This window comes from Bradyrhizobium sp. P3_C3 (genome assembly GCF_056402655.1).
The window spans coordinates 35,388-57,434 of sequence record NZ_JBFUGY010000039.1 but is presented as its reverse complement, the minus strand read 5'-3'; the positions used below and the strand labels follow the sequence as shown (position 1 = coordinate 57,434).

The 22,047-nt window shown below is 61.5% G+C and carries 19 protein-coding genes and 2 pseudogenes; 17 read left to right on the top strand and 4 right to left on the bottom strand.

Annotated features, from left to right (window positions below; all coding sequences use genetic code 11):
• Positions 1-73: 73 nt before the first annotated feature.
• The 14 genes from AC1DW2_RS33595 to eutC all read left to right on the top strand — a co-directional run bounded on the left by AC1DW2_RS33595 (position 74) and on the right by eutC (position 15,325).
• Entirely contained in the window at positions 74-1,054 is a 981-nt protein-coding gene (locus tag AC1DW2_RS33595; protein WP_477008104.1) for a phosphotransferase, read from the top strand.
• A gap of 9 nt (positions 1,055-1,063) precedes the next feature.
• The gene (locus AC1DW2_RS33590) at positions 1,064-1,993 is read left to right on the top strand and encodes a phosphotransferase (protein WP_477008103.1); all 930 of its coding nucleotides are present in this window, start codon (positions 1,064-1,066) and stop codon (positions 1,991-1,993) included.
• A gap of 61 nt (positions 1,994-2,054) precedes the next feature.
• On the top strand, positions 2,055-2,819 hold the full coding sequence (locus tag AC1DW2_RS33585; protein WP_477008102.1) for a DeoR/GlpR family DNA-binding transcription regulator: 765 nt from the start codon (positions 2,055-2,057) through the stop codon (positions 2,817-2,819).
• A 191-nt stretch (positions 2,820-3,010) separates the two neighbouring features.
• The gene (locus tag AC1DW2_RS33580) at positions 3,011-4,591 is read left to right on the top strand and encodes an ABC transporter substrate-binding protein (protein ID WP_477008101.1); all 1,581 of its coding nucleotides are present in this window, start codon (positions 3,011-3,013) and stop codon (positions 4,589-4,591) included.
• 60 nt (positions 4,592-4,651) lie between these two features.
• Positions 4,652-5,632, top strand: a complete 981-nt coding sequence (locus AC1DW2_RS33575; protein ID WP_477008100.1) for an ABC transporter permease — start codon at positions 4,652-4,654, stop codon at positions 5,630-5,632.
• 22 nt (positions 5,633-5,654) lie between these two features.
• The gene (locus tag AC1DW2_RS33570; protein ID WP_477008099.1) at positions 5,655-6,572 is read left to right on the top strand and encodes an ABC transporter permease; all 918 of its coding nucleotides are present in this window, start codon (positions 5,655-5,657) and stop codon (positions 6,570-6,572) included.
• Entirely contained in the window at positions 6,572-8,407 is a 1,836-nt protein-coding gene (locus tag AC1DW2_RS33565) for a dipeptide ABC transporter ATP-binding protein (protein ID WP_477008098.1), read from the top strand. Before AC1DW2_RS33570 ends, AC1DW2_RS33565 begins: the two co-directional genes overlap by 1 nt.
• Complete coding sequence (locus AC1DW2_RS33560; RefSeq protein ID WP_477008097.1) at positions 8,404-9,165, top strand: DeoR/GlpR family DNA-binding transcription regulator; 762 nt, start codon at positions 8,404-8,406, stop codon at positions 9,163-9,165. Before AC1DW2_RS33565 ends, AC1DW2_RS33560 begins: the two co-directional genes overlap by 4 nt.
• Positions 9,158-10,444, top strand: coding sequence for an allantoate amidohydrolase (locus AC1DW2_RS33555; protein WP_477008096.1), 1,287 nt, complete (start codon positions 9,158-9,160; stop codon positions 10,442-10,444). Before AC1DW2_RS33560 ends, AC1DW2_RS33555 begins: the two co-directional genes overlap by 8 nt.
• Positions 10,441-11,406, top strand: a complete 966-nt coding sequence (locus AC1DW2_RS33550; RefSeq protein WP_477008095.1) for a phosphotransferase family protein — start codon at positions 10,441-10,443, stop codon at positions 11,404-11,406. Before AC1DW2_RS33555 ends, AC1DW2_RS33550 begins: the two co-directional genes overlap by 4 nt.
• Before the next feature lie 13 nt (positions 11,407-11,419).
• A complete protein-coding gene (locus AC1DW2_RS33545) occupies positions 11,420-12,355 on the top strand; it encodes a phosphotransferase (protein ID WP_477008094.1) in 936 nt (311 codons plus the stop codon).
• Positions 12,355-13,143, top strand: coding sequence for a histidinol-phosphatase (gene hisN / locus AC1DW2_RS33540; RefSeq protein WP_477008093.1), 789 nt, complete (start codon positions 12,355-12,357; stop codon positions 13,141-13,143). The genes AC1DW2_RS33545 and hisN overlap by 1 nt, the downstream gene beginning before the upstream one ends.
• Before the next feature lie 8 nt (positions 13,144-13,151).
• A complete protein-coding gene (locus AC1DW2_RS33535) occupies positions 13,152-14,552 on the top strand; it encodes an ethanolamine ammonia-lyase subunit EutB (RefSeq protein WP_477008092.1) in 1,401 nt (466 codons plus the stop codon).
• Positions 14,549-15,325: an ethanolamine ammonia-lyase subunit EutC gene (gene eutC, locus AC1DW2_RS33530; RefSeq protein ID WP_477008091.1), complete on the top strand. Its 777-nt coding sequence runs from the start codon at positions 14,549-14,551 to the stop codon at positions 15,323-15,325. Before AC1DW2_RS33535 ends, eutC begins: the two co-directional genes overlap by 4 nt.
• A 468-nt stretch (positions 15,326-15,793) precedes the next feature.
• Here eutC and AC1DW2_RS33525 read toward each other — a convergent pair.
• From AC1DW2_RS33525 to AC1DW2_RS33510, 4 genes and pseudogenes are all read right to left on the bottom strand, one after another.
• Positions 15,794-15,994, bottom strand: a pseudogene (locus tag AC1DW2_RS33525) (DSD1 family PLP-dependent enzyme); the annotation flags it as partial.
• Between the two features lie 123 nt (positions 15,995-16,117).
• Positions 16,118-16,243: pseudogene (locus AC1DW2_RS33520) on the bottom strand (transposase); the annotation flags it as partial.
• Positions 16,244-16,374: 131 nt separating this feature from the next.
• Positions 16,375-16,797, bottom strand: a complete 423-nt coding sequence (locus AC1DW2_RS33515; protein ID WP_477008090.1) for a PaaI family thioesterase — start codon at positions 16,795-16,797, stop codon at positions 16,375-16,377.
• 369 nt (positions 16,798-17,166) lie between these two features.
• Positions 17,167-17,697: a MarR family winged helix-turn-helix transcriptional regulator gene (locus tag AC1DW2_RS33510; protein WP_477008089.1), complete on the bottom strand. Its 531-nt coding sequence runs from the start codon at positions 17,695-17,697 to the stop codon at positions 17,167-17,169.
• A 187-nt stretch (positions 17,698-17,884) separates the two neighbouring features.
• Between AC1DW2_RS33510 and AC1DW2_RS33505 the strand changes: the two genes are divergently transcribed.
• From AC1DW2_RS33505 to AC1DW2_RS33495, 3 genes are all read left to right on the top strand, one after another.
• Positions 17,885-19,096, top strand: a complete 1,212-nt coding sequence (locus tag AC1DW2_RS33505; RefSeq protein ID WP_477008088.1) for an ABC transporter substrate-binding protein — start codon at positions 17,885-17,887, stop codon at positions 19,094-19,096.
• Between the two features lie 65 nt (positions 19,097-19,161).
• A complete protein-coding gene (locus tag AC1DW2_RS33500) occupies positions 19,162-20,418 on the top strand; it encodes a thiolase family protein (RefSeq protein WP_477008087.1) in 1,257 nt (418 codons plus the stop codon).
• A 28-nt stretch (positions 20,419-20,446) separates the two neighbouring features.
• On the top strand, positions 20,447-22,033 hold the full coding sequence (locus AC1DW2_RS33495; protein ID WP_477008086.1) for an AMP-binding protein: 1,587 nt from the start codon (positions 20,447-20,449) through the stop codon (positions 22,031-22,033).
• Positions 22,034-22,047: the final 14 nt, after the last annotated feature.

The following is a 22,047-nucleotide window of genomic DNA, read 5'->3' as shown; positions in this document are numbered from 1 at the left end:
GAGAGATCAAATTGTCGTCTTGTGCATTTGGGCGCTCTCAACAAAGGTTGGCCGTGTGAGGAACGGAGCGCGTATGCAGCTTGTTCAGAACATGGATCAGCGCAGAGCCGCAGCGCTCGACGTCCTCAGCGCGCGCAGGGGCGCGGTCCTGGCAGCAACGCGCGTCCTGCCGAGCATCGCCATGCCGCTGCATCTGGCTCTCGATGCCGAACCTTGCGCTGTCGCAGAGGGAGGCGAGAAGGAGCCATTTGGCTTTCTCAAGATCTACGAAGCCGAAGCCGCGCCGTTCATTGATTTCTCTGCCACCGTGGCGGCCAGCCAGCAGGCTGCAAAACTGCAATTGGCACCAACTCTCCTCGACAGCGATGAGGCCTCGGGCACGCTGCTCTATTCCTGGCTGCCCCCGGGCCAGTGGCGAATGGCCCGCCGGGAAGATCTGGACGCCGAGGATATTCTTTCCGCGATCGTCAGCGCGAAACGATCCTGGAACAGAAGTCCGAAGCTTGCGGTCACGCGTAGCCCGTTCGACGTGATTTCGAATTATCTTGTGGTGATGGCAGCCGTTCGTCTTCCGGATGGGCAAGCGCTCTCGGACATGCGTGTCGTGCGCGAGCTTCGGCCCTGGATTGATCGGATCGGGGCGGCATTCGTTGCTGCCGGTGCGGATCGTGGGCCCGTTCACGGTGAGGCCACGTTGTCCAACATCATGCTCGACGACGCGGGCCATGTGCAGCTGGTTGATTTCGATCGATCGGTGAATGCCGATCCTCACTACGATGTGGCCGGCTTCTGCCTCGAAGCCTGTGGCTTCAGGGAGGATGTCGATCGGATCGTCGAACTCTATCTCGGGGCGCCGGATGCCGCCGTCGCTGCGCGGGTTTGTCTCTATATGGCCGTCGACGATTTCCTGTGGGGCTGCTGGGCTGCCATAGGCCATTTTTCCTCGCCGCGGAGCGGCTCGGTCGAGTTCTATAAATATGCCCAGAATCGTTTCCTGCGCTGTCGATACTGGCTTTCGCGCTGGGACATCAATGCCCTGGCGCGGCAAATGTGAGTCCTCGTCATGAGCGCGCCATCTCCCGTGGGACCAGAAGCCGAGCTCGAACGTCACCTCGATGCGATACCCGCCTGGCAGGGCCGGGCCAAGACGTTCGACCGCATCCACGCAGGCATCACCAATCTCAACTGGTTCGTCAGGCTACAAGGTGAGGACAAGCGCTATTTCGCCAAGATGCCAGGGCCGAACACAGACGTCTTCATCGATCGGGCGCTCGCGCATGAGGCCGCCAGGAAGGCCGCCGACACTGGTTATGCCCCCGGGATCGTCTATCTTGCCGAGGATGGCGCCGTCGAAGTTCACGAAGTCCTGGAAGGATTCCGCAGCTGCAACGTCGGTGACCTGCTTGACGGCGAAGTAAGGCGGAACATCGCGACGGCCTATCGCGCCATTCATTCCACTCAGAGCCTGTCGCGAACCAAGACCGGTTTCGAGCAACTGCGGGAGCGGCTGGCTCAGGTGCGCCAATATGGCGGCCGGCTGCCACGGGATCTCGATTATCTGCTCTGGCAGGCCGATCGCGCCGAGCGGGCGGTCAACGCTGCCGGCATGAATCTGTGCATGTGCTTCAATGACGCCTATGTCACCAATTACATGATCGATTCCAGCCGTAACGTCAGGATCATCGACTGGGAGTATGCCTCGAACAACGACCCCTACTGGGATCTGGCGATGTTTGCCGGTGAGACGTTCCTCGATGGTCGGGCACTCCAGGAACTCGTCGAAGTCCATGACGGCGCGTGGACGCTCGAGGCCGGTGCGCGCATTTCGCTCTATGGCGGCGTGGGCCTTCTGACATGGGCATTTTGGGCGGCATTGCAGGCTAGGATTTCGGTCATTCCGTTCGACTTCGCCAAATATTCCGAACTCCTTTTGATGCGTGTTCGCGCGCACATGTCGTCGCCGCGATGGGAAGAGGCGCTGCTCGGATTGTAGGAGGGCGGCAGGTGCGCGTTGGGTCGCCTCGCGAGAGGCGTGTTTACCGGGGACGAAGACGATGCGGGCCAGGGATCGCCATCATCTGATTCTTGCAAAGCTCGCCGCGAGCGAACACGTCGATATCGAGACGCTTCCGAAGGAGCTCGGCGTATCGCGCGAGACCATCCGTCGCGACGTGCTCGAGCTGGAGGCCCAGAGCAAGCTGCGACGGCTGCACGGCGGCATCGCGCGGGTTGAGCCGAATGCAGAATCGCCCTTCGAGGACCGTCTCAGGGTCAACGCCACGCACAAGCGCCGCATTGCGCTTCGCGCGGCGCGCCTCGTACAGCCCGGCATGTTGATCGCCATCGATTCCGGAACGACGACGCTGGCCTTTGCGGCGGCGATCGCCGGGCTGCCGGACATCTGCGTCGTGACGAATTCCGTCGAGATCGCGCGCGTGCTGCTCGCGGCGCRGCGCGAGGCCGACGTGATCCTGCTGGGAGGCCGTGTCAGCGGTGACGTTCCCGGGACTTTCGGGGAGCTGGCGTTATCGCAGATGCGCCGCTTTTCGCCGGATCTCGGCGTATTCTCCCCGGTCGGCATCAGCGGCCGCGAGGGTGCGACGAATTTTCATCTGGTTGAAGCGGAATTCGCCGCGGTGATGATCGAGCGATCGCGTCACACCGTGTTGCTGGCGGACCATAGCAAGCTCGGCGTCACGAGCCGCGTGCATGTCTGCGACTGCACCCAGATCGACACGCTCGTGACTGACCGCGCGGCCCGGAAGGATGACCTGCGGGAGCTGAGCTCCGGCGGAATCCGCGACGTGATCACGGACTGAACTTCCCATCCTGTGGTCGCAGAAGAGGCGGTGTTTGCCCGGTCGGGCACCAATCGCCTGCAAATCGGTCAAAAACAACAGCCCTTGTCCGGATAGTTTTTGCTGAAAGAATTACATTTTTTGCGTTGGCACGTCCTCTGCATGACCGTTTTGACCGATTGTCGGTCTTGTTCGTAAAAAAGGGGATATCGATGCCTTCAGAACTCAGCCGCCGTCACTTGCTGCAAGGTGCCGCGGCGGCCGCCGCTGCGGGTTACATGCAGATCGATCCGGACTTTTTCATCTCCAAGGCTCATGCCCAGGCCGGAAAGACGCTGACGTTCCTGTCGGCGGAAAACATCACCGGCAACTGGGATCCGACCGCGCACACCACGCTGTCACAAGCCAACATTCAGGGCTTCGTGATGGGCTTCTTGTCCCGTACGCCCATGAAGCTCGATAAGCCGGACGAGGTGGTCTACGAGCTTGCGACCGAGATCAAGCTGCTCGATCCCAACCGTCTGCAGATCAAACTGCGCGAGGGCGTGCTGTTCCATGACGGCAAGCCGTTCAAGGCCGAGGACGTCAAGGCTACGTTCGAATACGGCTCGCGGCCAGATCGCCCCGCGCAATGGTATCCCGGCCCGACCGAGACACTGAAGATCGAGACGCCCGACGATTACACCGTCATCGTCGATACGTCCAAGGGCGGCTATCCCGCGCATCTCTTCATTTTCCTGGCGTCGTTCCTTCCGATCATGTCTGCGAAGGACATTGCCGCCGGCCCCGGCGGTGTGTTGTCCCAGCGCCTCAACGGCACCGGTCCGTTCAAGTTCGTCGAGCAGCGCGGCAATACCACGGTGATGACCGTCAACGACGGCTACTTCAAGGGCAAGCCGGTGATCGCCGGCATCAACTTCACTTTTGTCGGCGACTCGACCACGCGCATGCTGTCGCTGATGAACGGCCAGGCCTCGATCGTCGAGCGGCTCGAGCCCGAGCAGGTCGATACCGTCAAAGCCAACCCCAATATTCACATCAACCGGGTGGTTTCGGTCGAGAACAAATATCTGTGGTTCCGCTGCTCGAAGCCGCCCTTCAACGACGTGCGCGTCCGCATGGCGGCCTGCCACGCCATCAATCGCGACGTCATTCTCGAGGTCCTCGGAAGTGCCGGCCATCCCTCGGCCAACTTCATCTCGCCGGTGAAGTTTGGATATTTCGACCTGCCGAACTATCCGAAGTTCGACCCTGAGAAATGCCAGGCGCTTCTTGCGGAGGCCGGTTTTCCGAAGGGCAAGGGCTTGCCGCCGCTCGAATACATCACGTCTGTCGGCTTCTATCCGAAGACCAAGGAGTACGGCGAAATTCTCACCGCCATGCTCAACGAGCAGGGCTTCAACGTCAGCCTGACCGTGCTTGAGCCTGCGGCATGGAACGAGCGGCTGTATCATCGCCCCGGTGGCGGCCCGGGCCATATGGTGGACTGCGGATGGTCGACCGGTTCGCCGGAGCCGGATCTGATTCTGCGCACGCATTTCCATTCGACCTCGCACCGCATCTGCGGGATCGAGGACCCCGCGATCGACGCCTCACTCGACAAGGAACGCAGCGCGCCGACGCTGGAGGATCGCAAGAAGATCCTGCAGACCGAGACGATGCCGCTCATTGCGTCCAAGATGCCGGCCCTCGCACTCTTCACCTCGGTGATGATCCACGCCATGCAGAAGGACTTCGCGGGCCTGTTCATCTATCCGGACGGATCGATGGATGCCTCGAAGAGTGCGGCCTGACATACGCCAGCCTGCACCTCCCTACGGAGGTGCAGCTCCCTTCGACTGTAGAGCTAACGAATGTTCACGCTGAATTTCCTGATCCGCCGCCTCGCACAGGGGGTCGTCATCATCGGCCTCGTGTCGCTGCTCATCTTCACGCTGCTGCGCGTCGTGCCGGGCGATCCCGTGCGGCTGATGGCGGGCGGCATGGCGCCGGAAGCGCTGATCGAGAAGATCGCAAAGGATATGGGGCTGCGGGATCCGATCATCGTGCAATTCGGCCGCTACATGAGTTCGGTGGTGCGCGGAGATCTCGGTCAGTCGTTCGTTCGTCCCGCAAACGGCGCAGCGACCGGCGGTTCGAGCTTCAACGACTCGACCCGGGGTGAACGCGCGAAGGTCCTGACATTGATCTTCGAGGCGCTGCCGATGACGCTTCAGCTCGCGGGTGTCACGCTCGCGATCACGCTGGTCTTCTCCGGCATTGTCGGAATCGCCGGTGGCCTCTACCCGGGGCGCTGGCCGGACAAGGTCGCGTTCTATGTCTCGTCGGTCTTCATCTCGCTCCCGAACTTCTGGCTCGGGATCGTGTTGGCGCTGCTGTTGTCCGTCAAGCTCGGCTGGTTGCCGGCGATCGGTTACAACGGCTTTGCCTACACCATCCTGCCCGCCATCGTCCTGGCGGTGGAGCTGTCGCCGGTCCTGATCCGTACGCTGGTGGGCTCCGTCTCGGGGCAGATGACCGAAGCGTATGTGTCGGTCGGACGCGTGCGCGGCCTGGGGCGCACCCGCATCGTCGCCAACCATGTGCTGCGCAACGCATCCGTGCCACTTCTGAATTTGCTCGGCATCCAGTTCTCCAGCCTGCTCGGGGGCGTCATCATCGTCGAATACATCTTCGACTATCCGGGGCTGGGCCTGCTGACCATCAACGCGGTTCTGCAACGCGACTTTCCGCTCATCCAGGGAATCGCGATCGTCACGAGTGCGATCTTCGTCGTGATCAACATCATCGTCGATCTCGCCGCCACGACTATCGATCCCAGGCTCGAATACTGAGCCGCGACGAGGTTTCATTCCGATGTCGATCACGTCAGTCATACCTTCTCCGTCGGCGATGCCGCTCGCGTCCCGCTCGGTCGCGCGCCGCGTCTTCGACAGAGCTCTCGCGACGCCAGGTTTCCGCGTCGGTGCCGGCATATTCGTCATCCTGGCCATTGCGACGGCGCTTTATCCCGAACTGAGTGGCATCGATCCGACCAAGATGGACGTCAAGGCACGGCTGCTTCCTCCGCTGTTCGAAGGCGTCAAATGGAGCTGGGCACATCCGCTGGGGACCGATCAGATCGGTCGCGACATGCTGGTGCGGTCCCTGGTCGGTCTGCGATACTCCTTCCTGATCGGAGTGGCGTCCGTCGTCGTGATGCTCATCGTCGGTTGCGCGCTCGGCACGATTGCCGGCTATTTCGGCGGCCGGACGGATGCGATCATCATGCGCCTGACCGATGCGCAGCTCTCGATACCCATGATCATCCTGGCGATCGCCGTGCTCGGCGTATCGCGGCCGACAATCCCCGCGATCGTGCTGGTGCTCGGCATGTCGAACTGGCCGGTCTACGCCCGTGTCATGCGCAGCGTGGTCATGACGGAGCGGCAACGTGAATTCGTCAGGGCCGCCAAGATCGGCGGCTCCGGCGATTGGCGGATCATCGTCACGCTGCTGTTGCCCCTGCTGCTGCCGTCGGTGTTGTTCACGTCGGTCCTGGATGTGGCGCGGATGATGATTTTCGAGTCGACGCTCGGCTTTCTCGGCCTCGGCGTGCAGCCGCCGACACCGACATTCGGCAACATCATCGCCGACGGTCGAAAATATCTCCTCAATGCTTGGTGGATCGCGACCATGCCCGGGGTTTTTCTCGGCCTGACCCTGACCAGCATCAATCTGATGGGCGCCGCCCTCGAACGTGCGCGGGATACCGTTCACATGGGAGGCGAGTGATGGCGGCCCTTCTCGAACTGAGAAACATGACGGTCGCCGTCGGCCGCTCGGAATCCGCCAAAATCATCCTCGAAGACGTGTCGTTTTCGTTGGCACCGAGAGAAATCGTCGGTGTCGTCGGCGCCAGTGCCGCCGGCAAGACCGTTCTGTCCCGCGCCGCGGTGAACTGGCTCGAACCGCCGCTGGTGCGTCGTGCCGGAACGGTCCTGTTCGAGGGGCGCGACATCTATGCGATGAAGGAGGCCGACATGCGCGCGCTGCGTCAGCGCGTATCCTATGTCGGCGCAAACCCGATGGGCGCGCTGGATCCGACGATCCCCGTAGGGGCCCAGATCGTCGAGAAGATGCGCGCGGTGATGCCGGGAACGTCGCGCAAGCAAGCCCAGGCGCGCGTCATCGAGCTGCTGGATGCGGTGCGGATTCCATCTGCCCGGAACCGGTTTCACGACTATCCGTCGCAATTCTCAGGCGGCATGATGCAGCGCGCGCTCATCGTCGATGCGCTGGTGACCAACCCGGCGCTTCTGGTGGCGGACAACGTTACGCAACCGCTCGACGTGACCGTCGCGGCCCAGGTCATCCGCCTGATCAAGGAGCTGACGGATCAGTTCGATACCGCGGTGCTGTTCATCTCCTCGTCTCTCCCGATGGTCCGGGAGGCGAGTTCGCGGACGCTGGTCATCGATCGCGGCCGGATCGTGGAAGAACAGGGGACCGAAGCGCTGATAGATAGGCCGATCCATCCCTACACGCGGGAGCTCGTCTCGCAGACCCCGAAGATCTGGCGCAATACCCAGGCGTTGCCTTCATTGCCGGCCGAACGGGAGGTCGTGCTCAGCCTGCGCGACGCCTCGCAGACTTACAAGGTCAAGAAGAAAAGCGGGTTCGGCGGTGTCAATCTGGTGCGGGCGGTCCGCAACGTGACGTTCGACGTCCGCCGCGGCGACAGTTTTGCGATCGTCGGCGAATCCGGTTGCGGCAAATCGACGTTGATGCGGCTGCTGTCGCGGCTCGAACTGCCGAGCTCCGGTGCAATTCTCTGCGAAGGAAAGGACATCGCGCGGCTCAGGGGGCGCGAACTTCTTGCATTTCGAGCCCAGTTACAAATGGTGCTGCAGGACCCGTTTGGATCGTTGCCGCCGCGGACCGCGATCGGGCGGATGATCGAGGAGCCGCTCCGGACCCACGGTTGGCGCGACAAGGACAAGATGCGCGCCCGCGTCCTGAAAGTGATGGGGGAAGTCGGGCTCGCGGCAGACCTGTACAACGAGCTTCCATTGGGCCTGAGCGCCGGCCAGCGGCAGCGCGTCAACGTTGCGCGGGCGCTCGTGCTCGAGCCGACCATCCTGATCATGGACGAGACGCTGTCCGCGCTCGACCAAGCCGAACAATTCAAGCTTCTCGATCTCTTCCAGAAGTTGCAGAAGGAATATAACCTCACTTACATATTCATCTCGCATGACCTCGCCATGGTGAGAAAGGTCTGCAATCGGGTTGCTGTGATGTATCTGGGCGAAGTGTTCGAATTGGCGGAGAACGAGCGTCTTTTCTTCGATCCCGGGCATCCCTACACGATGGCGTTGCTGAGCGCGATGCCGACCCTGGAAGAGAAGCGATATCGGCCCGAGGATTGCCTGCTCGAAGGCGAGCCGCCGAGCCCGCTCTCCATCCCCAGCGGCTGCAGCTTCAAGTCGCGGTGCCCCCGGGCGATGGATATTTGCAACGGCGTGCACCCGACGCTGACCGTCCGCGACGACCAGGACTTCGCCGCCTGCCATCTCGTCGGCCGAGGGGCGTCGGAAGCTGCAGCGCCAGGCGAGAGCCGCTCGTCATGAGCTTCACCGAGAGCCGCCTGGAGATGATCCGGACGCTGCTGCGGCAGCAGCAGCGCGTGCATGTCAAGGAACTCGTGGACCAGCTCAAGGTCAGTCAGGAATCGATTCGGCGCGACCTGCGTGAATTGGAGACACAAGGTTTCGCCCGGCGCGTTTATGGCGGCGCGGTGCTCGATCGGCAGGAGAGCGATCAGCCCTTTGCCGAGCGCCTTCGTCTCAGCGGACGCGAGAAGATGCGTATCGGAGAAGCAGCGGGCGCCCTGGTCAAGGACGGCATGAAGATCTTCGTGGACGAAGGCACTACGGCGCTTGCCTGCCTGAAGTACATCGAGCCGCGCAAGGACGTCACCATCGTCACCAACTCGCTCGCTGTGGCCTCCCACTTCTTCTATCAGGGGACTGTCAATGTCCGGGTCTTGGGAGGGCGACTGCGCCCCGTCTACCAGGCGACGTTCGGTCCCGAGGCCGTTGCCGCGATCAAGGAACATTTCTTCGATCTGGCCATCATCGCCATCAGCGCCGTCCATGCCGAACGCGGCTTCATGGACTACGGCGAGGACGAGGCCATTCTGCGCCGTGCCGCGCGCGCGCAGGCTAAGCGCTCCGTCATCGTGGCCGACAGCTCCAAGTTCGGCAGGCTCGGCTCGATCCATACTTTCGGGCTCGGCGATATCGATGCCGTGATCACAGGCGGCACGCTCGCGCCCGAGTTCGTCAACCAATTCCGTGATTTGAAAGTGGACGTGATTCATGCCTGAAGCCGTGTCGCCCGACGCCCCCATCAATCCAACCCGCCTGCAGGCCATGATGGAGAAAGTATCGACGTTTGGTGGCAAGCCGAACGGCGCCATGAACCGGCTGACGTTGTCGAAGACCGACGGCCAGGCGCGCGACTGGCTTGGAGAATGGTTCAGGGGTCATCAATTCGAGCAGCAGGTCGATGCGATCGGCAATCAATTCGGCAAGCTATCGCTCGCGGGTGCCAATGCGCCTACGGTGATGGTCGGATCGCACATTGACAGCCAGCCGAACGGCGGCCGGTTTGACGGTGCGCTTGGCGTGATATCGGCATGTGAAGCCGTACTCGCTGTCTCCGAGCGGCTCAGGGCGGAAGGGCGCCTGGCCGCCTGCAATTTTCAGGTCGTGAACTGGACCAACGAGGAAGGGGCGCGGTTTCAACCGAGCCTGCTCGGGAGCAGCGTGTTTGCCGGAACGGCGGAGCTGGAATGGGCGCTTGATCGGAGGGATGGCGACGGCATCACGGTGCGCCAGTCGCTTGCCGAGATCGGCTACGCCGGCACCGCCAAGGTCGCGCGTCCCGACGCGCTGATCGAGCTACATATCGAAGGCGATGGCAAGCTGTTCGGCGCCGGAGAGAAGTTCGGCGTCTTCACGCGTTTCTGGGGAGCGACGAAGTACCGGCTCGCCTTCCTCGGCGAGCAGGCCCACACCGGCCCGACACCGATGGCGCAACGCAAGGATGCCTTGCTCGCCGCCGCCTATCTGATGGCGGATCTCAGGCAACTCGCGGGCGAATACGGGCTTGACCTTCACACATCGGTCGGCCGGCTCGAGGTGTTTCCGAACTCGCCGAATACGGTGCCCTCGGAAGCCGTGCTGTTCATCGAACTGCGATCGGGCTCGCCCGACATCCTTGCGCAGGCGGAAAGCAGGATGAAGGCGGATATCGAGGCCGCCGCAAGCCGGGCGGCCGTCGGCTATGAGGTGCGATCGATCGATCGCCGCCGGGCCGGCGGTTTTGCGTCMGGCCTTGTCAAGCTGGCCGAGCGGGTCGCAGCGAGACGGGGCGAGACGGCACGTCATCTCGATACGATCGGCGGCCACGATGCCGTCGCGATGTCGGAAGTTTGCCCGTCAGTGGTCATGGCGGTCAGGTCGAAGGACGGCGTGATCCACCATCCCACGGAGTACACCAGCCCCGAAGACCACGCCGCCGGCACGCAGATCCTGGCAGACATGCTGTACGCGCTTGCACGCGATGGGCTCAAGGTCATTTCGGAGGATGCAGCCGAATGAAGACTCTGGGCAAGCCCGAGAACGGCGGCGAGCTTCGCGCCGAACGCGCGCTGCGAAGCCTGCTGCCAGGTGAGGTAAGCCGTGTTGTCTACGAGCCGGCCATGTTCCCGGTCGCTTCGCCGTCCTACCAGGCCGTGGAATCGATCTCGTATCACGTCGCCCCTGATTGCACCGACATGACGCTTTTTCTTCGCCTCGGCGTGCCTGAAGTGGCGGAGCTGGTCGACGACGAGATCGCGCGCGCGGCGGCGCGCCGGGCCGCGGCTCTCGGCCTTGGCCCGGAGCTTGTTGCAAGCGATGCGACCGAGCGGGCGATGCTGTTCATGCGCCTTGGTGCAGGCTGGAAAGTCGCCAAGATCGACGATCTCATCGGCCTGGACGCAGCGTCGCGCCTCGTCACGATGCAGAAGACGATGGCGGCGGGGGATGCGCTGGGGAAGAAATGGTCTGTGTTCGATGGCATCGAAGTGATCTGGTCTCTCCTGTCGCAAACCGGTGCACCATTGCCCGGCGATGCCGGTTGGATGCGCGGTTGGACGCTGAAGATGTCCGCGGCCATCATGGCCGCCGGCATCGACTATCGGCCGGCCCATGGCGACCCCCATTCTTCGAATGTCATGCTGGGACCCAATGGCGCGATGGCGCTGGTCGATTTCGACATGGCGGGCGATATCGACCCCTATTATCAGCTCGGGGCGCAGATGAACGAGCTCTATCAGTTCGAGAGCCAAATGAAGCCCCTGCTCGAGATGCATGATGGTCGCTTCGATGAAGCCGCGTTCAGTCGCTGCCGAATCTATGCCGCGGCGGACGATTTCTACTGGGCGCTGCGAAGTCTGCTGCTCGCTGCCCGTTCGCAATTGCAGGGCGTCGAATTCCTCAAATATGCAGCGTGGCGGTTCCTGAGATGCCGGATGTTGCTCGGGCAGCCGGGCTTCGAAGAGCGCTTGCGCACACTCTAGGGCGGGCTCGCACATGAAGGAAATGGGAACGGCTCGGAACGAAGCGGAGCGCCTGCTGGAAGATGCGATTGTCCAGGTCGAGGCCTGGACGGGTCGGAGCATGCGCTATCGTCCGGTCTCGGGCGGCATCAGCAACACGAATTTTCGCGTCGAGGTGCAGGGGTCCTCGCACGACTTCTTCGTCAAGATCCCTGGTCGTGGAACCGAGAGGTTCATCGATCGCAACGCCGCCCGCGCCGCAAGCCGGCAGGCGGAGGTGATCGGCGTCGGGCCGAAGACGTTCGACTACCTGGATCACGCCGGTATCGAGATCGCGGAATTTGTCGAGGACCGGCGCGCCTCCACTCATCTGGACTTCATCGATCCGGCGGTCCGGGCCGAGACGGTTCGCCTCTACCGGATGTTTCACCAGGCGCCGCCTTTGCCGCTGACCAAGACCGTGTTCGACATGATCGACGAGCATTACGACCAGGTCAGACAGCTCAACGGCTTTCTCCCGGAAGACCACGATTGGCTGACATGGCAGTACCAGCAGGCCCGGGCGGCGCTTGAAGCGGCTGGGCTTGATCTCGTGCCCTGCTTCAACGATCCGATGCCCGGCAATTTTCTCCTGGGTGAAGACAAATCGATCATGCTGATCGATTTCGAATATGCTTCCAATAACGACCGTCTCTATGACCTCGCGATCTGGAGCAGCGAGCACTTCTTCTCCGAGGAGGTCGAACGGGAAATCATCGAGGAATATCTCGGTCGCTACGACCTGCGCGCCCACGCCCGCTTCATCGTCCACAAGGCCCTGGCGGACATCAAATGGAGCACCTGGGCGATGGTGCAGAACCGGATCTCGACGCTCGATTTCGATTTCTACAAGTACGGGATCTGGAAACATATGCGAGCGCGCTCGATCATCTACGATCCGCGCTGGCCACTTTTTCTGAAGGCGTTGTGATGGCTGTTTCCAGTATCGGAGCCGATGAAGCAGATGCGTATCTGTCGTTCGCGGCCGAGCTTGCGGACGAAGTGCGTCCGATCGCACTGTCGTATTTCCGCACCCCGATGGAGATTGCCGCGAAGCAGGACGAGAGCCCCGTCACCGTGGCCGACCGCCTGATCGAGGCACGGCTGCGAGAGCGGATTTCGGCCCGTTTTCCCACGCATGGAATCTATGGCGAGGAGATGGGTATCAAGGCCGGAGATGCCTTCACCTGGGTCATCGACCCCATTGACGGCACCAAGAGCTTCATCACAGGCTTTCCCCTTTTTGGCACGCTGATCGGCCTGACTCACGAACAGCGGCCATTCTGCGGGCTCATCGACGTCCCGGTGACAGGCGAGCGGTGGATGGCGCGTCCGGGTGTCTCGACGTTCGCAGGCCGGCAAGCCCGTGCCAGCGATTGCCGGCGTCTGGGCGATGCCCGGTTCTACACGACGTCGCCCGATACGTTCGCGACTGCCGATCGCGATCGGTTCGAGCGTCTGTCACGCGCGGCGCGATTGCGCAGGTTTGGCGGCGACTGCTATATCTACGGGCTGTTGGCATCCGGGCATTGCGATCTGGTCCTCGAGGCCGGTCTCCAACCCTATGACTACATGGCCCTGGTGCCGATCATCGAGGAAGCCGGTGGCCGGATCACGGATTGGCGTGGGGCACCCTTGTCGGCGGATTCGGACGGGCAGGTTCTGGCATCGGCAACGCCGGCCCTGCACGACGAGGCGCTGACCCTCATCGGCAGCTAGGCGGGACCATGGCGTACAGCAGAACTGTCGAACAGACAGTCTATCGCTTCTCGGACCTGAAGGAACTGATGGCCAAGGCGACGCCGCAGCGGTCCGGCGATGAGCTCGCGGGCCTTGCCGCCGACGGTCCCGTCGAACGGCTGGCGGCACAGATGGCGCTTGCCGACGTGCCATTGAAGACCTTCCTGTCCGAGGAACTCATTCCGTCGGACGAAGACGAGGTGTCGCGCCTGATCGCAGAGCGCCATGATGCGCAGGCATTTGCGGCGATCGCCTCGCAGACGGTCGGCGAGTTTCGCGAATGGCTGCTGAGGCCCGAGACGGGGCAGGTGGAACTCGACGCAATAACCTTCGGGCTCACGCCGGAAATGGTTGCGGCCGTCTCGAAGATCATGCGGCTGCAGGATCTCATTGCAGTCTCCGCAAAGCGCGAGGTCGTGACGCGGTTTCGCTCGACCATCGGGCTGCGCGGGCGGCTTTCGACACGAAACCAGCCGAACCACCCGACCGACGATTCCGTGGGAATTTTTGCGTCCGCTGTCGATGGGCTGCTCCTGGGGTCGGGGGATGCGGTCATCGGAGTCAACCCCGCCACGGACAGTGTCGCCGATTACATCCGGATCGTGGAACTGCTCGACGATCTCAGAGCGCGGCTCGCAATTCCGACGCAGACCTGCTGCCTCGGCCATGTAACGACGGCGATTGCAGCCATTGCCGCGCGCGCCCCCGTCGATCTGGTTTTTCAATCGATCGCCGGATCAGAGAAGGCCAACGCAGGCTTCGGTGTCAGTCTTGCGCTGCTGGAAGAGGCGCACGACGCCGTTCGCAGTCTGGGGCGCGGTCCGCTCGGGGCAAACCTGATGTATTTCGAGACGGGCCAGGGCGCAGCTCTTTCGGCGGATGCTCATTTCGGTGTTGATCAGCAGACGATGGAAGCGCGCGCCTATGCCGTTGCAAGAGAGTTCAGGCCGCTGCTCGTGAACACGGTGGTCGGCTTCATCGGGCCGGAATATCTGTTCAACGGCAAGCAGATCATTCGTGCCGGGCTCGAGGATCATTTCTGCGGCAAGCTGCTCGGCTTACCGATGGGCGTCGACGTCTGCTACACAAATCATGCCGATGCCGACCAGGAGGACATGGACGCGCTGCTGACGCTGCTCTGCGCGGCCAACGTCAACTTTGTCATCACGGTGCCCGGCTCGGACGATATCATGCTGAATTATCAGTCCCTGGCGCATCATGACGCGGTCTTCTGCCGGGAGACCCTGGGCCGGCCGCCAGCCCCGGAATTTGAGCAATGGCTGACGGAGGTCGGCCTGACCGACCGGTCGGGCAAGCTGCTGCCACCGCCTCCGCAACTCGTCAACGGCATGGCGAGCGTCCCGTTGCTGCAGGGAGCGGCGCATTGAGCGATATCGACCGTGATCGCTCCAGGCGCGAACTGCCGGATCTCCGCGAACTGACACAGGCGCGGGTCTTGCTCGGCCGATCCGGCGCGGGACTTCCCACGCGGGCCGTGCAGTCGTTTCTGCTCGATCACGCGCGGGCGCGACAGGCGGTGTGGTCGGAGGTCGACAGGGCCGCGTTGCGCAACCAACTGTCCGATCTGGCCGTCGACACGGCCGATGTGGAAAGCACGGCAGGAAATCGCGAGGTGTTCGTTCGGCGGCCCGATCTCGGACGGAAATTGTCTCCCGGGTTCGCCTCCCACCTGGAAACCCTTCCGCAGCAACGCGACGTCGTGATCGTCCTGGCCGATGGCCTGTCGGCCAGCGCGGTGATGACGAACGGCGCACCCGTGACGCGCGCGATCATCGAACGGCTCGAAGAGGCATCGATATCCCTTGCTGCCGTGATTTTCGCCGCCCAGGCCCGCGTGGCGCTGGCGGATCCTGTTGGAGAACTGCTCAAGGCCCGCGTCTCGATCATGTTGATCGGCGAACGCCCTGGCCTCTCTGCGGCGGACAGCCTTGGCGCTTACCTGACCTATCGGCCGGAAACGGGAACGCCGGACTCACGACGCAATTGCGTATCGAACATCAGGAACGGCGGCCTCGCCATCGCAGACGCCGCCGACACCATTGTGGCTCTGACGATTGCAATGTTGAAGACCGGAATCAGCGGGATCGGACTGCACTCCGCAGCCGCGAAGTTGCCAAAGGACGAACGGCATCAATCGTAGTCAATGTTTCCCGTCGAGCCGCTGCAACGGAGCGGGATCGGCATCAGCGCGAAGATGCAGGCTTAATACCGTTCGTGTTTTGAGGATTTGAAACGCCAAGGCTAAACTTTGATTCCTCATATGATCGAGTGGCTTCCCAAGCTGTAGGTCGGATATCGACGAATTGTCGACCCAGCCTCTTTCTGGTAACGAGTTCCGCAGAAAACACCCAGTCTTCGCGGGCTCCTCGCGAGTTACCGATCAGCACGGGCACCGGAATGTGAATCACCGTCGAAGGGTCGTATTTCCTGCCGTCCCGCGAGCTGCGTACGCCGTAAACTGCGCGCCTTTAGAGCCGCGATGATCTCTGTTCCGATAAGAACCGCCGCGAGGAACAACTTTCTCCCGTGAGCTTATGCATGTCAAACCGGACGCAAGACGGCGGATGCTGTAAGCCAACTCGACTTTCAAAACGATCTTCCGTTATGGCTAGGTGATAGCTCCGCGGCCGGCAACAGGCCAAATGCTTTCCACATGCGCTTTCGAAGTTCCAATGTCGCGGACGCAAATATACCAGTCGTGTAGATTGACAGTCGGATCGCAGTGGCCAGGGATGAGCAAGACCTTATCTCCGACTCTGGGAGACCAGGCGCTTTTGCTCAGGTCAAGAACGCCATGTTCGTCCGAAGGACGAGAATATTCAACTTATGTCGTCAGAATGGTCGTCCATTGTGAGCACCCTTGCAGAAGATGACTCTTCTAGCGGTGCTCCCAAGACTCCGCACAAATAATCCGAAGGGCATCGGCGCTACGCTTACGCTTGATCTCGCCGTTGAGGCGCTTGATCGGATTGGTCGAGTGCAGCTTGGCTCGATGCTGCTGCGGGAATGTCATGTAGGCGAGCACATCGGTCTCTGCCTCGTCCAGGAATCCCGCAAGTTACTTCTAGAACGCGTCTCCGAAAACTGCCCGGCAAGTGCCGAAATAAGCCGCTGAATCGCTGACTACCAGTAGCGGCCGCCGAAGCTCGGTCGCTAATGACCTAAAGCTACGCGAGACGCGGGTCAGCGTCATGCCAGACACCCCCCGGCGCCGGCGTGACCTTCACGCCGGTTTCGCGTATCGCCGATCGACTTGCTCTGCGCTGTAGCCAAGTCACGTCGAGATCGTCGCAAGGCGCTTCTGTCCCGCAGCGCCGCTGTGGAACTGGCTGTCGCGATGAGCACATCGTTCGAATCTCGCAACTCCGCTTCCATAAAGCCGATGCTGCGCCCGCGGCGCATCACCGTGCCGTAGGCGCGGTAGGATCCGGGATGAGCGGCCAGCAGAAACGTCTCCTTGATCTCGAGGCTCGCGACCGCCAAGCCGTCTTCGCCGTCCACCAGACATGCCGTCGCCATCGCGACGTCGAGCCAACCGGTGACGATCCCGCCCTGGATGATGCCGCCTTTTTTGATGTCCTGCAATCGAATGGCAATGACGTTGTTCGGCATTCACATCGATCGTGACACGCTGCGACATCTCGTCGTAAGCGATGGCCGAGACTCCCAAAAGCGTCCATGCTGGCGACCGGTTTGCGTCGAGTTGCTTGATGCGTTCTGAAGGTGACATCCGCTGGCGCTTGCTCGAGGGGACCGTTTCCGGCCTGGGAAATCACAGGCCACTCAGATGTTCAACCCAAGCCTCGTCTCTCCGCAACTCTTCCGCATGCCGTAAGGGCATGGCTGGGACTCAGCCCTTGGACCCAGCAGGTTCGGTCTGCCTGAAGACGACAGGTCAAGGAGGGGGATACTCGTCGGTATCGCTGCGGCTTTCAAGCTCTCAGCTGACGGCATATATCTCGACGCCAACCGGATACCAACTTAGAAGGACGTCAGTCCGGATGGATCTTCCGCCAAGCGCTCTGCCCATTTGAGATCGTCTCGATCGACCAGCCGCTCGTGCACGGCGAGAAAGCCGCTGGTCGCTTCGGCGCCGCTGTTTGCCAGCGTCGCTTCCAGCCGGGCGAGTTGCCGATTGAGGACGGCTTGGACCAATTTCCGGCCCTTTGCCGTCAGATAAAGCTGCTTTTGTCTTCGATCCTTTTCGCCGATCTTGGCGACAAGGAGGCCATCTTTGATAAGCTGCCGCATAGGGGAGTTCAGGTTCTGATGCGTGACGCGCATCGCCCGCAGCAAATCGCTCACGGTTGCCCCGGGGTTCATAGCGGTAAGAATAAGCACACGATTGTGCAATCGCGTTAGACCGTAAGGCTCGAGCGCGGCTTCTGCGTCCGCAGCCAGCAGAACGTTGGCGAAGAAATGTAGCAGAAAAGCCTTCAGGGCCGTCTTGCGTAGCGTGTTGGGTGCAGCGGGGGCAGCCGGTGCTTTCGCCGACGAGAGTTTCTGCTTCATATCAAACCGTTCCCTCGTACTAACTTTGCGCCCTCCATCAAACTAGAGGCTGTCGTCACACCGCACAATATTAATTAGTGCAAGTATATTGCACTATACAATAGTGTGAGGTATCCTTCTCATCAAGCTGCCCGGTGAGCCCGCGAATCCGCGAAATTCAGAGGCAGCATCTCAGTGGGAGGCAATTATGAAGCGGGGACTTCAAGCGGTTTCGATTGCCATCGCCGCCATCGCTATGTCCGCGATGCCGGTCGAGGCTGGGCCGGACCAAATTACGATTGGCGTCCTTAACGACCAAAGTGGTCCCTATGCCGACACGACCGGCAAGGGATCTGTAATCGCAGCCCAAATGGCGATCGATGATTTCGGGGGCACGGTGCTTGGCAAGCCGGTGAAATTACTTTCGTCGGACCACCAGAACAAGGTGGACATCGCAACCGCGACCTCGCGAAAATGGCTCGATGTCGACAAAGTTGACCTCATAGTCGACGTGCCAAACTCGGGAATCCTGCTCGCCTTGCAGGAAATCGTCCGCAATAAGTCCGGCATTTTGATTGCGGCGGGAGGCGGAACGTCTCGGTTCACGGCTGAAGCCTGCTCACCCTATGGGTTCATGTGGGTGTACGACAGCTATGCGCTCGCCAATTCGATGGGCCGAGCCGTCACGCAGAGCGGCGGAAAGTCATGGTTCTTTCTGCCCGTAGACTACGCTTGGGGTGAACAGTTGTCCGTCGACTTGACCGCCGCGATCACGGCGAGCGGAGGCAAGGTCGTTGGTTCGGTTAAAACCCCTCTCAATACTTCGGACTTTTCGTCGTTTTTGCTACAAGCCCAGGCTTCGAAGGCCGACGTGGTCGCCTTGCTCAACGCAGGCCAGGATACGATCACTTCGGTTAAGCAAGCGAACGAGTTCGGCATCCCGCAAACGCAGCGGCTGGCGACCGGACTTTTCTACCTAACAGATGCCCATGCCGTCGGGCTGCAGCTTGCACAGGGTCTCATCGTGTCCGACGGCTACTACTGGGACCGCACGCCGGAAACTCGTGCCTGGGCGGAGCAGTTCAAGAAACGTCATAACAAGATGCCATCGTCGCCCCAGATGGGCGTCTACTCCGCTGTTCTGCATTACCTCAAGAGTGTGGCAGCCGCGGGTACCGATGATCGCAACGTGGTCGCGGACAAGATCCGTGAACTCCCGGTCCGGGATCCGATGGTGCCCGATGGACGTGTTCGAGTCGACGGGACCATGCTGCACGACATCCTCTTGCTCCAGGTCAAAAAGCCATCGGAATCAAAAGGCGAGTGGGATCTCTTCAATGTTCTTTCAGCAACGCCCGGCGAGATCGCGTTCCGGCCCATCGACCGAAGCCCCTGTCCGCTGATCTCCAAGCGCGGCTAACTGCGCTTCGGCTGTCAAGGTGAGATAAGGCGGCATCTAACCTACTGTACCCGGAGGAAAAACCCGTGACCAACGATGTGTATATCCTTGGCGTTCATTCGACGCCGTTCAAACGATGGGCCGATAAGTCGTTCAAGCAACTGACGCGGGAGGCCTATCTCGGCGCGCTTTCTGATGCCGGCCTTGGCAAGTGCCCTCCCATCGAAGCGGCCTGGTTCGGCAACTGTCTTATGCACTATTGGGGACAGGTATCCGCGCGGGGGAATGTGTGCTTCATTCCTCTCGTTCGGGAGGGGTTATTTCCGGAACGGGCGCCAATCGTCAACGTGGAGGGTGGCTGCGCTACCGCCAGCCTTGCGCTCGCGGCCGCCTTTAAGGAAATCCGCGCCGGCGATGCCGACCTCACTCTCGCTCTCGGTGTCGAGAAGTTATACGATCCAGACAACCAACCTGCGATGCTCGCAGAGTTCGAACGCGGACTGGATACGTTCGATCCGCGCGAGTGGGAAGAGCACTATAGCCAGGTCGGCCGCGACGTCGGCAAGCCGTTCGAGAAGTCGGTCGACCGGACGGTGGCCATGGATACATACGCGATGCAGGCCAGTCTGCACATGAAGCTCTACGGCACCACGGCCGAGCAGATCGCGATTGGCGCCGCCAAGAATCATAGCAATGGTGCCCTCAATCCAAACGCTCAATACCGCTTTGAAATGACTCCCGAGCAGGTCTTGCAGGACAGGATGGTCTCGGATCCGCTGACCCGCTCGATGTGCGCGCCGATCGGGGATGGTGCTGCTGCCGCGGTGCTGTGCTCGGAATCATTCCTGCGCGCTCAACCCGAAACAGTGCAGCGTCGCGCGATCCTGATCCGGGGACTGGCGGTGACGGGCGGCAAGTACCGCTTGCCCGACGAGCCCAGCCTTTCCCGCACGGCGGCTGATCGCGCCTACAAGATGGCAGGCATCGGCCCGCGGGACATCGATGTGGCGGAGGTGCACGATGCGACCTCGTTCTGCGAAATCTACCAAAGTGAGATGATGCGCTTTTGTGGTACCGGCGAGGGCGGCGAATTCATCGCCAGCGGTGCCACCAAACTCGGCGGCTCCCTCCCCATCAACACATCCGGCGGGCTGGTCTCCAAGGGGCACCCCATCGGCGCCACAGGCCTGTCGATGTGCTTCGAACTGGCGATGCAACTGCGCGGTGAAGCAGGGACGCGCCAAGTAGCCAACGCTCAGATCGCTCTTCAGGAGAATGGTGGCGGCGTGATCGGGCTGGAAGAAGCGCTTGCCGCCGTTATCCTCTACGAACGTGCGTCCTGATCGGACCGCCATGTCGGAAAGAACGCCGATGGATCAACTTCACGTCGAGACCACGATGGGAGACCTCCTGATCCGCGCGATCAAGCGCGGCGGCGCCCGAACCGCTTTCATCTCGGACGGCCGACGGACGACCTATCACGAGTTCGGTGTGCACTTGTCCCGCATGTCACAGTTCTTCGAACGTCAGGGTATCGGCCGTGGCGATGGCGTTGTCTGCCTATCGCGAAACAGTATGGAAGCCTTCCTGATCGGGGCGGCCTGTTATCTCGCAGGCGTTCGCCTGACCAATCTTCATCCTCTCGCCTCGGAGGACGACCAGGTCTTCATGCTGGAGGACAGCGGCGCAAAGACCTTCTTCTTTGATCCTTCCGCCTATGCCGAACGAGCGTATGCCGTTGCGAGGCGAGTGCCTTCGGCCAAGATGCTTTCTCTGGGACCGTCCTCCTTGACGATCGACGCGATTGCGGAGGCCGCCGTACTAACACCGCGCGATCTGGTTTCGAACGCGCTCTCGACCGATCTCTGCTGGCTGATCTACACCGGCGGAACCACGGGCCGTCCGAAGGGGGTGATGCACACCCACCGCACGCATGTAACAATGACCTTGACGGAAATGGCGGAATGGGACTGGCCGGTCGCACCGGTCTTTCTCGCGACGACGCCAATCAGCCACGGCGCCGGAGGCTGTTTGCTGCCGGTGCTGATGCTGGGGGGCACGGTCGTCATGACCAATGGCTTCTCGCCAGAAAGCTTCTTCGATGCCGTTCGGTCGTACGGAGTGTCTTCGACCTTCCTGGTGCCGACGATGATCTACAAGTTGCTCGACTACGCCGAGCTTCACGACATCCGTAAGACCACCCTCGAACTGATCATCTATGGTGCGGCGCCGATGACGCCGACCCGCCTGCACGAGGCCATCGACCGCTTCGGCCCGATCTTCATGCAGTTGTACGGCCAGTCGGAAGCGCCCAACTGCGCCACTACGCTTCGGTGCGCCGAACATATTGCCACCGACGAGCGACGGCTGACGTCCTGCGGCGCGCCAATCGGCTCCAGTCAGGTGGCGCTGCTCGATGAAGCCGGAGCCCCGGTCGCGACGGGCGAACTCGGCGAGATCTGCATCCGTGGGCCATTAGTCATGGAGGGTTACTGGAACCGCTCGGAAGAAACTGCGCACGCCTTCCGCCACGGCTGGCTGCATACCGGCGACCTTGCCCGCTGTGATGAAGAAGGTTTCATCTACATCGTTGGCCGATCCAAGGACATGATCATTACCGGCGGTTTCAATGTCTATCCTTCCGAGGTCGAAGACGCGCTGACGGCGCATGAGGCTGTCTCGGCGGCAGCCGTCATCGGATTGCCGGATGAGCTATGGGGGGAAGCGGTGACTGCCGTCGTTGTGCTGCGCGAGGGCAGGCAGGCGACGGCTGCGGAGTTGATTGCGTGGGTGAGGCAGGCAAAGGGGCCAGTGTCGACGCCGAAAACGGTTCATTTTGTTCAGGAAATCGCAGTGACCTCACTTGGAAAGCCCGACAAGAAAGAATTGCGACAACGTTATCAGACCTTAGTGGGCCGCGACTCTGTCGACATTACTCTGGCGGGCGCTGCAGACTAGTGTCTCCCAGCAAC